Source organism: Rhodohalobacter sulfatireducens (assembly GCF_022012475.1).
Classification (GTDB): Bacteria; Bacteroidota; Rhodothermia; order Balneolales; family Balneolaceae; genus Rhodohalobacter; species Rhodohalobacter sulfatireducens.
Window position 1 is genome coordinate 69,435 of the sequence record NZ_JAKLWS010000009.1, and the last position, 14,097, is coordinate 83,531.

A 14,097-nucleotide genomic window follows, 5' to 3' on the forward strand; every position below is an offset into this window, starting at 1 on the left:
TTAATCGTTGATTAGTCTGATCACCTGTCCATATACATTACAATATGAAGGGATTTTTTTTCAATTTTTAATGCAGTAGCTTTTTATATCTACAATAATAATTCAATAAATTTTGTATTCAGTCTTATTCAGTTATTCATCAATACACGATTAGGATATTGATAAGAAAACGTTTTCAATATCTTCCCTGAATATCTATTATTTGCTATTATATTACAATAAGAACCAAGGTTCGTTGTAACCAGCAATTAGTATATTTAAAATTATTATGGATCAACCCAACCTAAAAAAAATGTTCAATAAAAATTCTTTAAAACTTATCATTTACATATGTATCACTTTTCTGCTCTTTGGATTAAGTATCCCTGATCGACTCTCCGCTCAAGATATTCCCGGATCCGAAGTGGCCGGCAGCTGGAATATTACCGTAGATACAGATGAAGGTGACAGGCCTTCCTGGCTCTATATTAAACCGTCTGGCACAAGTACACTTGTTGGTGAATTTGTAGGAATGGAAGGCAGCGCGAGACCCATATCTGAAATAAAATATTCCGAACATACAGATATTTACAGTTTTACTATACCACCTCAGTGGAAATCAACCGATTCTAATATGCATATGGAGTTTACACATTCCAATGGGCAGTTAACCGGCACCACTTCCTATGACTCAGTAACTTTTAACTGGACGGCAACAAGAGCTCCTAAATTGATACCTGAAAGTGGGCCTGAATGGGGAGAACCTATTGATCTGTTAGATACTGAACTAACCCATTGGAAACTGGCGGATAATAACCAGTTTGTAATGGAGGATGGAATCTTGATCAACAGACAGACCGGCGGGCATTTAATTACCAATGAAGATTTTTCAGATTTTAAAATTTCTCTGGAGTTTAATATTCCCGAAGGAAGCAATAGCGGACTCTATCTTCGTGGCAGATACGAAGTGCAAATTATGGATTCTTATGGTCAGGAACCCTCAACTGTTAACACAGGGGGAGTTTATGGGTTTATCAAACCTATAGTGAACGCCGCTAAACCTGCAGGTGAATGGCAAACGATGGAAGTCACATTAACCGGACGGCTCGTAACCGTTGTTTTAAACGGTGTAGAAGTGATATGCAACCGGCCTATACCCGGAACAACTGGAGGAGCTTTGGATAGTAATGAAGCAGAACCCGGCCCGATTCTTTTGCAGGGTGATCACGGCCCTGTTTCTTTTCGAAATATTGAAATTACACCTGCGAAAGAGATGTAATTTTTTTAGATTCTTCTCGCTAACAAATCTGCTACTTTATTAAAAACCCTCCGGTTTGGAGGGTTTTTTATTCAATCGACTCATCTTCTATAGTAAAAAGTTCTTAGATCTGGCGAGAAGATTCTTTTTTAAACAAACACAAACAAAAGTAACTAAGGTTTTTGCTGTGAAGCAGTATTTATTGCTCAATTTACTGAATGACTGCATTTGTTGAGTCAGCATCACTTAGGAACTTTGGATTTAATCATCAGTCGTCAGTGAATACTCGAAAAGATCATCAGCTTCTTTATTTGGCTTAACAAAGGGTCTTAGATATACTACTTTTTCTTGATTCTGCATTCGCTTCTCCCACATCTCAAGCATTTGAGGTGCGAACTGAGATTTATGACACCTTGCCATTTCAAGAGCTACATCTGCATCTTGTTCACTATAGGGTATCTGAACCGTTAAATATTTATCCAAAGTTCCTCTGTAGATCATATTCATTTCATCCAATTGTGATGATGGAAAACCCATATAAAAAAGTTGGGGTATTTTTTCCCACTTTTTACTAAGTACAACCTGCGTTGCAGACACTCCCACAATTCGATGATCGATATGATTAGAAAATCCATCAGGGCCAAATGTAACAATTACATCCGGTTGCTCATCAGAGATTATTCTGTGTAAATCTTCAAGTAATCCTTGTGATTGTGAAACAAAACCATCAAAACCCTCTGCAGTTTTAAGTTGATCTTCGTAATCCAGGTGATATAGTTTTGCCCCCAGAATATCAGCTGAACATTTCATCTCTCCCCTTCTTACCTCAGCGAGTTCATCTCCCGCTTCATAGTCGTTATAATCATTGGTCCCCAATCTACCGTCAGTTGCAGTAACCAAAACTACCTCAGCACCCTCCCTGATATATTTGTGAAATATTGTACTTGCTAAGATTTCATCGTCCGGATGAGCAAAGATTCCCATTATCACTTTGTCTTCAGGTGAATTACTTTGCGCTATACCAACATCACAAAAACCGGAATATAAAAATACGAACAGTAAAGAAACGTAAGCTAAAAAAGAAGAAGAACGGTTAAATACCGATATATTTTTAAAATGTTGTAGAGCTGTCATTATTAATTCCAATTTGCTAATCTTAATTTTTTGATATTTTTTGTTAATAGGTATTTAAAAAATACCCGCTAATCTACATTTCGCATGGGTGGGATTTCATTTGAAAACCATACACCGGTTACACGATCTGTGTGGTCATCACGAACACGCATATGCGGTGGAAAATCACCTGTATCCTCCATCCAGTCATCTAATTGGGCTGAAAGTTCTCTGGCAATCTGCCAATAATCTGGATGTGCAGCAACATTATTAACTTCCCAGGGATCTTTTTCAAGATCATAAAGCTCTACCCTGGGTCTTGGTACCTGGAATAGCCTTGATTGTGCGTGATTGAGCTCTCCCTCCTGTTTCAGCTGATATAAACTTCTGAAAGATGGACTCCCCCCAATGTCGGCAGGAGTTCCATGTGGTAAGTTTGTGTATGCTTCGTTCCGTATGACTTTATAGCGTTCTGTTCTCATACTACGCATGTGTTCATCCGAATCGTGCCAGTTGCGTTCGCTGAAAACAGCTTCCCTGCCCGGATATGATGTATCATTTAAAACAGGTTTGATACTTTTCCCCTGCATGTTATCTGGTACATCAAGTCCTACAATATCCATCAGGGTTGGCGTTAAATCGAGAATTGACGTTAACCCGTTATACTGCAGTCCCTCATTAATCTCCTTTGGCCAATGAAATATCAACGGTGTTTGTATGCCGGCATCGTATAAAGTGCCTTTTTCTCGGGGGAATGGTGCTCCGTTATCACTAAAAAATACAACTAATGTATTTTCAACAACATTTCGACGATCTAACTCCTCCATAAATCGGCCGATTTGACCGTCCATTCGAGCAATCTCATCATAGTAAAGTGCAAGGTCAGCCCTGGTTTCTTCATCATCAACCAAAAAGGGTGGTACAATTACATTTTCAGAATCATGTACCCTGGGAGCATCTCCATAATCGCGATGGGGATCGGTGAACCCAACCCATAAAAAGAATGGATCATTCGAAGCTTCATCCAGGAACTCAGGAAAATCTTCTGAAAGATTTTCACTATACCAATCAAACTGTGCATCCGCATGTGGACCATAATGAGTTTTCAACATATGTCCACTAAAATATCCGGCCTCATGAAGATAACCGGGCAGAATCTTCATTCCATCCGGAAGGGGCATGTGAAGGTCTTCCGCACCCGTTGAATGAGGATATAAACTCGTAAGAACCGATATTCTCGATGGACTACATTGGGGAGTTGTTAAAAAAGAATTCTCAAAAAGAAGTCCTCTCTCTGCAAGCTGATCAATATTCGGAGTTTTTATCGCTTCGTTTCCATAAGCTCCGAAGTCTCGAACGCTGGCATCATCTGCAACAAAGACAATGATGTTAGGTGGTTCTTCCTGCAGTTCTAATTTCGAGTTTTGATCACCGGTATTGCTCATGCTCATCATTAAGCCAAGCATCATACTTATTCCGGCGAATATTATGCCTAATAATTTCGGGCTGCTTAAATACATATAGGTTATGATTTTACATGTTAAAATTCTGGATGAGTTATAAAACTTTCATCTCTTCTGGATCCCAATGAACGACCTCTCCGGTTTCCTGACTGATGTTACATGCAAGTGCGGGAGCTGCAGCTCGTAATCCAAACGTACCATCTTGAAGTAGTTCAGTTCCGTTACGAATGGCATCGTAAAAATTTAAAAAGTGCTGTAGCCGACTATTGAAACCTTCAGGTGTGCGATATGTAAATTCGGAAGGATTAATAATTTCATGTTCCGGTTCGGGGAAATTCTCTTCATAATACGCTTTGTACTCTTCCCGAACTTCTTCGCCAAAATCGCCGATACTCATTCCGGGATTGGCCGGCATTCTTCCTTTTCTAAGAATCACTGTATCCCCGGCTAAAACCATTTCGCCTTCTGATCCAACTAAACGAGTATGTCGTCCTCCACCTGATCCATCTGTAAAATTACTTCTCAGTGAAAGGTTAAATGCTGGATGTTGCTCCGTTTCAGGATATTCAAACATACCCAGCATGATATCCGGTACATTCCGGCCGTCGTGCCAGTAACGCAATCCACCCATAGCGGATATTTTGTTTGGCCCAATTGAACCCGTGATTTTATGCAGCTCTGAAAGTAAATGCACAAACAGATCACCGGGAATCCCTGTGCCGTATGCTTTATAGTTTCTATACTGAAAGAATCGCTTTGCATCGAATGGAAGTTGCTCGGTATCCTTTAAATAGGTATCCCAATCAATATTTTCGGGAGACGCACTTGGTGGAATAGAATATTGCCAGGCACCCATTTGTGAATATCGATCAATATATGCCTCTGCAAAAATTAACTCACCAATTGCACCTTCATTATAGAGTTCCATTGCTTTTTGCTGGTCAAGTCCGCTGGTTCCCTGGCTGCCAACAATTAGCGGAAGACCTGATTCTTTTTCTGCTTCTATGACTGCTTGCCCCTCCTCAATCTGCTGAACCATTGGCTTCTCACAGTAAACGGCTTTTCCGGCATTTAAGGCATCGATTGTAATTGTATCGTGCCAATGATCTGATGTACCAACAATCACTGCATCAATATCATCCCGATTTATAAGTTCACGGTAATCTTTCGTTGTGTAAATATCATCCCCGAAGATCTCTCTGCATCGCTCAATTCGGGAATCATAGAGATCACAAGCTGCTACAATTTTTGCGCCATCTGCACTGTCTGCAACCTCAGCATCAACCTGTCCCATCCATCCGGCTCCAATTAAGCCCAGTTGGATCTGATCATTGGCTGAATAACTCTTTCTTTCTTTAGGTTTTAACTCAATAAATTCTGATTTCCCCTTTGCGTTGCCACTTAAAAAAGGAACACCGGTTAGGCCCAGGGATGCCGCTCCCACCTTTTTTAAAAATGATTTTCTTGATTGCCCTTTGTTGTCAGATTTACTCATAGGATCGAATATTAAAATAGAGTTGCTATTGTTGAGAAAGATGCTATCTAATGAACCTACTATAGTTCATAATATTTCATAAAAAAGAAACCTGGCCGGTGAATACTAAATCGCGAAAATATCCACCGGACAGGCGTAAAAATATTTTTAATAGTGGCTGCTTTGAGTGCCCATTCCATCCGGAATACCCCGGTAATAACGGAAAGACTCGTGTGGAACTCCATCAACAGCGCCCCTTTCGTATACTCGCATTCTCATTCGTTCAACATATTCCTCAGCATTTGTATAATCTTCAGGATTTGGGCCCTTATAGTCATTAAATGCTTCACGATTGAATTGGCTTATATATTTAGTGGCTGCATTCCATTTTCTTTCGGCGTAATCGGAAATATCGACTCTATAATTTACAGCTTCATCAACACTGTCGTAAAAGACATACTCATTGATACTATGAGCTTCTAAACCATCCTGGATAATTTGACCGGGAAAAATCAGGTGCCATTCCGCTGCTCTTGCGGCATCTGCTGCAAGGTATGCTGCCGCGCGATGGTCGGCCTTATGCCATGTTTGATATCCCCAACCCGGATCGAATGAAAACATAACATCCGGCTTTAGGTCTCTAATGTGATACACAATTCTCTTCACTACTTCTTCCCTGTCTGCAAACTCGACCATACCGTCATTATATCCAAGATTAATATAGTTTTCTGTCGGTAAACCAAGCTCTTCCATAGCATCTAGCTGTTCCTGGCGCCGAATCTTTGCAAGCTGATGACGTGTCATATCCGGATCGGCGGTACCTACATTCCCGGTTGTTAACAACAGGATATAGACATCATTTCCATTCTCATTCAGCATTGACAATGTACCGTGAGACATCGTGTCGTCATCTGGATGTGCACCCACTAAAAGGATGGTCTTGCCCGTCCACTCTTCAATAGGTGTTTCAGGTTGTGCAACAAGCATACAAGGTAAAAGTAGTACCGTAAGTAAAAGCAATTTGAGTTTCATAGTGATCGTATTGATTTGTATTGGTGATGTTGGTTAAGATGTTACTGTATTATTAAAGTTCTTTTATTTGAACATTTCTAATCATTACGGGTCCTCCGTGATCCTGGATTCCTATATGTCCTTCACGAACATTTCCAAATTCGTTGTGATTGGCAAATTTACTGTTACGAATCATCTCAAACCACTCCGGTGTCCATCGTTCAATTTCTACAACTGTTTCACCGTTTAACCGATGAATGACGGTTGATCCATCCACAATGATCTCTGCATTGTTCCATTCCCCGATTGGATTCATGTTTTTAGGGTTTGGCTCTACCAGGTCATACAGTCCCCCTGAGACTCTTTTTCTTGTATCCTCATTCATTTCCTCAAATACATCAGGATCAAGAATTTGATATTCCGGGCCTGACCAGTAGATATCAATGCCATCCTGTTCTAATACACCGTAAAATATCCCGCTATTACTGCCCTCTTCAATTCTCCAATCGAGTTGAAGGTGAAAATTTGTGTATTTGTCTTTTGTGATAAGATTATGTCCTCCCTCTGCACCATCATTAACGGGAGGTTCAAATACAAGCATATCGTCTTGTACTGTCCATCCGACTTCGGGAAACGAATCTGAATTATAACTTCTCCAGTGATCGGTATTACTCCCGTCAAAGAGAACGATCCATTCACCTGAATTTTGCTCAGTGTTTTGTTCTTCTGTTTCTGTCATTTCATTAGATTGAGAACTGCATGCCCCAATGATCATTAAAAGTGCAGTTATTGTTATAATATATTTCATGGTTACTAATAGTTATGTAATAATTTGCATGTTTTCCGGGTCCCAATGAACCGGTTGTCCTTCGAAGTGGCTTTTATTTGCGGCAAGTGCCGGTGCAGCAGCCCGTAAACCAAACGTAGCATCCTGCACAATTTCACCTTCACCTCGCATTGCATCAAAGAGTGTTTTGTGATGCAGTGTTGTGCCATTCACATAATTTCGAACCTGGTAAATCATTTCATTCGGTTCTTCAACCTGAGGCCCGGGATCTGGATATTTTTGTTGGTGGTATTCAATATACTCTTGCTGTATATCTTCACTAAAATTTTCAATCATCATTCCCGGAACTGATTCCATGGGCGATCTTCGAAGTGTTAACCCATCACCAAATTCTAATTCCCCATCCGATCCAACAAATCGTGTAGAATACCCTCCTCCGGAACCATCAGCGAAGTTGACTCGAAGTGAAAGATTAAATGCAGGATGATTCTGCGTCTCGGGATAATCAAACAGAGCCAGCATTACATCCGGGACATTTCTACCATCATCCCAAAAACGAATACCTCCGGTTCCATAAATTCGTTCAGGTCCTAATGAGTTTGTGATAAAGTGAAGAGCAGAAAAGTGGTGAACAAAAAGGTCGCCTGCCACTCCGGTTCCAAAATCCTGATATTTTCTCCATCTGAAGAATTTTTCAGCATTATAGGGTTCATCTTGCAGATCTTTCAGGTAGCTATCCCAATCAATATTCTCTGGCCCGGCACTCGGTGGAATGGGATAATTCCATGCTCCCATAAAAGATTGCCGATCCCAGTAACATTCCACGAAGTTCAGATCACCAATTGCACCATCTGCAATTAACTCTTTAGCCTTGGCATTTAATACCGAACTTGTAGATTGACTACCTACTTGCAAGAGACCTCCTGTTCGCTCAACCGCTTCAATAATCGGTCCTCCTTCTTCGATATGCTGAACCATCGGTTTCTCAAGATAAACGGCTTTACCGGCTTCAAGTGCGGCGATGGCAATAGTGTCATGCCAAAAATCAGGTGTGGCAATAATAACACTGTCCACATCATCCCGGGCTAATACTTCACGGTAATCCATTGTAGTATTAACCTCTTCACCCCATCGCTCCTGGCATCTTACCAAACGGCTTTCGTACAGATCGCAAGCGGCAACTAACTGAACTCCTTCATTTTCAAGAGCAGCCTCAACATCTTGCTGTCCCATGATTCCGGCTCCGATAATGGCGATATTAATTCGATCATTTGCTGCATACTTCTTTTGTTGAAGTTTGGAGTCCAGGTATTCTACATTTCCTTTTCCCTTTCCGGTAATGATGTAGGGCATTCCAATGGCACCTAAAGTTGTAGCTCCAAATTTTTTAAGAAATGATTTACGAGAAAAGTCTTTACTCATTTTATCTATTTGTTTTGGTTTTTACGGCAGGTCTCAGTTTTGCAAGCGCTTACAAACGGAAACTTTAATCTATCGAAATTATATGCAAACGTTACCACATATAAAATTTTTTTACGTCTTTTGATTTTTGATCTACTGTATTTAAAAAACAGCCAATCTGTCAACTAAAATAAGGTAGAAGTTTTAAAATGAAACAATAAATAATTCTATTCCACAACTTTTAATAAAATTGGAGTATCATCATAGCGAACAATGATAAGGTGTTGGACACCTGCAATATCAATTCGTTTAATATGCCTGATTTCTCCGGTAATATTGAGACCAGATTTTGACGCAGGCCAAGTCTGAAATCCGTTTTTATAACTGATAACCACTCCCCTGGATGCATCATACGGGCCTATTTGGGGTTTAACATCATAGAGATTCCCCCCCATTATAATTTCAGTTTTTTGATCTCGACCCAAATCAAGAATTTCTATGGCATACATTGGCGATAATTGGGCTCTCGGCGGCAATTCTTCCATTTTCATTCCGTCCGGTGTATTCAAGAAAACAGCACTCTTTAGAATAGCAGCTGTTTGAGCTGTTGCATTTTCAAGTTGTTCGGGTGAAAATATTTCATTTACCGATTTTCCGGCATAACTGGCATAAGTAGGATATTTTTCCGCCAACGATGGAATTACCTCGACTAATTCATTCCGTAAAGCTACAGGATAATACTCTCCATTTTTTGATGTGGCAATTACCCGGTCGATCATGCCATTCATTGAGAAATCACCAACAAACATCTTTACCGGGGTATCAGGATCTGGATCAAACTGAGAATTTGCACCGTGATTAGCGGCTACGATATCCACTCTGCCATCACCATTTACATCACCGGCATTAAGTGTATTCCACCAGCCGGAAATTTCAGATAATCCAAACTGTTCAGTCACCTCCGCTAACTGACCATCCTCTATTTCAAAAACACGAATGGGCATCCACTCACCGGCTATAATCAATTCCGATTGATCATCCCCTGTTAAATCGGCCCATAAAGCATCGGTAATCATGCCAAAATCCAGTAATAATGGGGCAAATTGATCTGTAATATCCGTAAACCGACCTTCTCCATCACCCTCAAGCAGATATCCGTTAACAGGAACACCCACAGCAAAAGGTTTTAACCGTATTCCAACAAACAGATCAAGAATTCCATCTCCTGTAAAATCATAGGGAGCCACAACAGAACCCGGCTCAAAACCACGGGTGGTTGGGAGTATTTGTGATGACTTTTGAAAACGGCCATTACCATCATTCCTGTAAAACCGATCTGAGAGTGCTGATGAACCGGATGAAAATGAATTTCCTCCACTTACCACATAAAGGTCATCTAAACCATTTCCTGTAGCATCAAAAAAAGCACAATCAATGTCTTCGCTGATGGCATCTGACTCAAATAAACCGGATTGATGTATATTAAACTGACCGCCTTCTTGTTGGACCCAAAGTGCTCCGGCCTGTTCTCTGGCACCACCGAAATACATATCAGTCCGCTCATCCCCATTGATATCTCCAACACAAAATGCAGGGCCTTCAGTTGAACGCATATGGGGCATGAGTCGCTCACGACTAAAATCTGAATATTCAAATTTTTCATGTCTCCAGCCGCTGATATCTCCAATCTCTACTTCTTGTAATCGTGGAGCTTCATAATCAGTTGATTTGACAGAGTACAAATCAGAAAATATTGCCGGGTCAGTCTTTCGTTTATTCTCTTTTTTAGCAGATTGAGATTGTTCAACAGTAATCGTTGAAGGTACTGAAATGTTTTGTCTACGACTGATCGAACCATTTGGCCAGCGAACCTCCAGAGAATCGATTTTAGAAATTCTACCTACCCCAATATGCAATCCGGGTTCCACACTCGACTGAAAGCCGCGTTGAAGGTAATGTTCACGAAACCAGTATTTATCTCCTGCCCAAACTTGGAGCTGCGCTCCTATTCCATATGTATTTGAACCCTTTCCTTTTAATTGTACTTTTAACCAGTTCTTATCAGGTGAAAGTTCTTCAGAGCGGTTTCTGTAGATTTTTGCTGAGCCATTCACATCATTGGTTATCAGGTCAAGGTCCCCATCGTTATCAAAATCGGCCCAGGCAGCTCCGGTAGAGAAACCCGGTTCTTCCAATCCCCAGGATTCTGTTTGATTTGTAAACCTGAATCCTCCCTCATTTCTAAAGGCAAAATTACTTAATGGTGTGGAACTCATTTGATCCATCAGGTTTAAAATTACATTCTCCTCTCCCGATTGAATCATTTGCCGCATTGCGCGGGGATTTGATACCGTTTCTATATAATCCTGGTCCAGTAGATCTTTGTAAATTCCATTTACAACAAAGATGTCATTTCGACCGCTGTTATCGTAATCAGCTATGAGTGTGGCCCAACTCCAGTCAGTTGCGAACACATTTGCGTAGCGACCAATTTCAGAAAATGTGCCATCTCCCCTGTTCCATTGAAGTGTATTCCGTGTAAATTTATGATGAAAACCTCTCGAAACATTATTCTGATATTCATCCCAAGACTCGATTGTCATTTTGGATTTTAACCTATTTTCTTCAGCAGGAAGCATGTCGGATACGTAGATTTCCGGCCATCCATCATTATTAAGGTCGGCAATGTCTGAACCCATGGAACTAAAGCTGATACTTCGAATTTGCTCTTCCAGAGACTCGGTGAATGTTCCATCTCCATTGTTTATATAGAGATAATCCCGTTCAAAAAAATCATTTGCTACATAAAGATCGGGAAGGCCATCTCGGTTGAGGTCTCCTACAGAAGTACTTAATCCAAAACCAATGAGACTACTGTATATTCCCGCTTCTTGAGTGACGTCTGTAAAAGTATCACCATCATTTCGGTATAGCTTGCTCGCACCTCTTGGGTCGGGAATTTGTCGATCTTCCCCGGTAACATTTTCGTAGCCGCCAACTTCATGAAATGAGTTGCTTATCAGGTAAAGATCAAGGAGGTTATCTCCATTATAATCAAAAAATACTCCGTGTGTAGAGAGGCCGTCGTCCATCAGATTGTATTCTTCGGCCGATTCTGTAAATGTAAGACCGGAACCATCATTATTTTCAGACCTGTCCCCGTTATTAATATAGAGTCGGTTATGTCTTTCCTCTCCACTTGGGCGCCCTGATAAAGTCACGTAAATATCCAATAGCCCGTCGCCATTCACATCGGCCATGCTTGCTCCGGTTGACCAATAACCATCAGAATTCAAACCTGCCTGATCTGTTACATCCTCAAATGTAAAATCCCCCTGGTTGATGTAAAGTCGGTTTGAGGTCATATTTCCGGTTAATAAAATATCCGGCAGTCCATTACCTGAAACATCCCCCACAGCAACTCCTCCACCGTTATAGAAGTTGCGGAATATATACATGTTGAAGTCTTCGGTAGGAGTAAGTTCATTCACAAAATCAACATTTGTTTGAGATGCATCCATTAATTCAAATAGCGGAGAGCTTGCATCATTCTCAGTTTCATTACTTGAACACTGAACCAAAACGAGCACCAACAAAAAATATACTTTACTGCATCTCATACTCTATGCTGTATCAACCTCCACAGAGTTAATTTTTACTTTTTTAGAAGATAGGATCATTCTGGATACTCACAAGAAAAAAGAGATGAATCTCATAGTTCACTATTCTCATTCTGAAAGGACTAATCTAAAAACATAATTCTTGCTTTCAAATGATCAGATTTATAGATCGAATTGCTTCTGTTTACATCTATTTTTATCCACCCATTTTCAATCACCCAGGTGCTGAAAAGACCTTAATATATAGTACTCAGATGTCATATCAGTAAATATATGGATGTTGATTATTTTGTGATTGAAGTACTATTCACATAAAAAAAGGAAACATGCCATTACTGACATGTTTCCTTAAGAGAAAATGTAAAAGTTACAGGTTTATTATTTCATTTATCCCTGGTAACCCGAGTTTGAATGTTGTACAAGATTCGGGTTGGCTTCTAATTGATTACGTGGGATTGGAAATACTGTTCTCCAGGGTTCTGAAGCGTCTTTCTCCCACCATGCATCGTTAAACCTTGTAGCATTTCCACTTTTGCTATCAAACCGAATAAGATCTTGACGACGAAAGATTTCATAGAAAAACTCACGACCACGTTCTGCAAGTAACCTGTCTGCAGTAAGTTGGCTGAATTCATCTACTTGTGCTCGCCTTCTAATCATATTAACTAACATTAACGCTTCCTGGCTACTGTTATTTAATTGCCACAGAGCCTCTGCTTTCATCAGAAGTACATCAGCATAACGGAAAATGGCATAGTCGTTACTAAGACTAGCAGTAGCTCCAAGCTCGATTTCCCACTTACCAATACGGGCACCACATTGTCGGCATGCATTTGGCTCCAATTCATTAATTGTCGGAGTCAACACTACCTGTGGTCCATCATCGTCAAATTCTGAATACACAGCGTTATCAGTGACCGGATCACCGCCGGCAGTTAACTGAGGCCCCGCGAGGAAACTATTACGTCGAACATCCTGGGTACCTTGTTGCTGTTGTCCCATAAGACCCGTTACAGGTCCCTGAGGCCCGGGATTCTCCTCCGGGTTGATAAAGGAGTCGTAAAACTCCGCCTGTGTGGAGAATCCATTCCAGGGTTGTTGTTCCATCTGAAACGTTCCCTGCATACCGTAGTGAAGAGAAGCCTGGTGGAAATTAAAACCTCCCAGGAATACCTTGTCATACGGTACAGCAAGAATAAATTCAGGTGAACCCGAATTATTCGTCACAAAATTGTCATAAAAATTTCCGGCCAAACTGTAATTGCCAGAATCAATGATCGCATTCAGATGTGTTAGTGCATCATTCCAACGAGCTGTCCCGGTGTATACTTCTGCATTCAGATACAACTTGGCGAGAATAAAGTGGGCAACCCATTTATTAGCTCTGCCATAGGTGCTCTGTACATCGGTACTTACGTCATCGATATTATTAAGCAATTCCTGCTCAACAAAATCAAATACTGCCTGACGCCCTTGCTGAAAGTCTGCGCTGGGTTGCGAGGGGGCTTCAGGAGCGTCATCAAAACTGGTGATAATTGGAACGTTACCAAACATATCCAATAACCAGTAGTAGTAAAAAGCGCGCATAATTTTTAGCTCAGAAATAAAGGCTGCTGCCTGCTCTTCGTCTGCTCCACCGCTTGCAATGGCTTGTTCAAATTGGAATATGAGCCGATTGGCGTTGTTCACTCCGGTGAAGAGTTGCTGCCACGCACCATTCAGATGAGGCTCATCGTATCTCCAGGTGTGTCTGTGCTGCCGTAGCCAAACACCCCCGTCAAACCAGTCTTGCCCGCGCTGAGGGAACACACCCTCATCAGAAGCAACTTCGTTGGAATTTTTAAATCCGGTGTTTCCTCCGAAGCCGGTAAGCGGGTTATATGCATCACCCATTGCAGAGATAAACTCCTGTGGGGTCTGGAAAAAGTTATCAGATGTTACCTGGTCGGTAACATTATCCGTGACTTCGGAACAAGACACAATGGACAACA

General features: G+C 41.0%; 9 protein-coding genes. 1 reads left to right on the plus strand and 8 read right to left on the minus strand.

Annotation, left to right across the window (positions count from 1 at the left end; all coding sequences use genetic code 11):
- The first annotated feature begins 292 nt into the window (after window positions 1-292).
- Entirely contained in the window at window positions 293-1,258 is a 966-nt protein-coding gene (locus tag L6773_RS09055) for a 3-keto-disaccharide hydrolase (protein ID WP_237853588.1), read from the plus strand.
- Between the two features lie 240 nt (window positions 1,259-1,498).
- Here L6773_RS09055 and L6773_RS09060 read toward each other — a convergent pair whose 3' ends face one another.
- The 8 genes from L6773_RS09060 to L6773_RS09095 form a co-directional block, all read right to left on the minus strand.
- Window positions 1,499-2,371 carry a PIG-L deacetylase family protein gene (locus tag L6773_RS09060; RefSeq protein WP_237853590.1) on the minus strand — a complete coding sequence of 291 codons (873 nt, stop codon included), beginning with the start codon at window positions 2,369-2,371 and terminating at the stop codon, window positions 1,499-1,501.
- A gap of 68 nt (window positions 2,372-2,439) precedes the next feature.
- Window positions 2,440-3,870 (minus strand): sulfatase family protein, encoded by a 1,431-nt coding sequence (locus L6773_RS09065; RefSeq protein WP_237853592.1) that lies wholly within the window; start codon window positions 3,868-3,870, stop codon window positions 2,440-2,442.
- 37 nt (window positions 3,871-3,907) lie between these two features.
- The gene (locus tag L6773_RS09070; RefSeq protein WP_237853594.1) at window positions 3,908-5,308 is read right to left on the minus strand and encodes a Gfo/Idh/MocA family protein; all 1,401 of its coding nucleotides are present in this window, start codon (window positions 5,306-5,308) and stop codon (window positions 3,908-3,910) included.
- Window positions 5,309-5,455: 147 nt separating this feature from the next.
- A complete protein-coding gene (locus tag L6773_RS09075) occupies window positions 5,456-6,319 on the minus strand; it encodes a PIG-L deacetylase family protein (RefSeq protein WP_237853596.1) in 864 nt (287 codons plus the stop codon).
- A gap of 52 nt (window positions 6,320-6,371) precedes the next feature.
- Window positions 6,372-7,106: a 3-keto-disaccharide hydrolase gene (locus L6773_RS09080; RefSeq protein WP_237853597.1), complete on the minus strand. Its 735-nt coding sequence runs from the start codon at window positions 7,104-7,106 to the stop codon at window positions 6,372-6,374.
- Window positions 7,107-7,118: 12 nt separating this feature from the next.
- A complete protein-coding gene (locus L6773_RS09085) occupies window positions 7,119-8,507 on the minus strand; it encodes a Gfo/Idh/MocA family protein (RefSeq protein WP_237853599.1) in 1,389 nt (462 codons plus the stop codon).
- 206 nt (window positions 8,508-8,713) lie between these two features.
- Window positions 8,714-12,106, minus strand: a complete 3,393-nt coding sequence (locus L6773_RS09090; protein WP_237853601.1) for a VCBS repeat-containing protein — start codon at window positions 12,104-12,106, stop codon at window positions 8,714-8,716.
- A 387-nt stretch (window positions 12,107-12,493) separates the two neighbouring features.
- Entirely contained in the window at window positions 12,494-14,086 is a 1,593-nt protein-coding gene (locus L6773_RS09095; protein WP_237853610.1) for a RagB/SusD family nutrient uptake outer membrane protein, read from the minus strand.
- Window positions 14,087-14,097 lie beyond the last annotated feature (11 nt).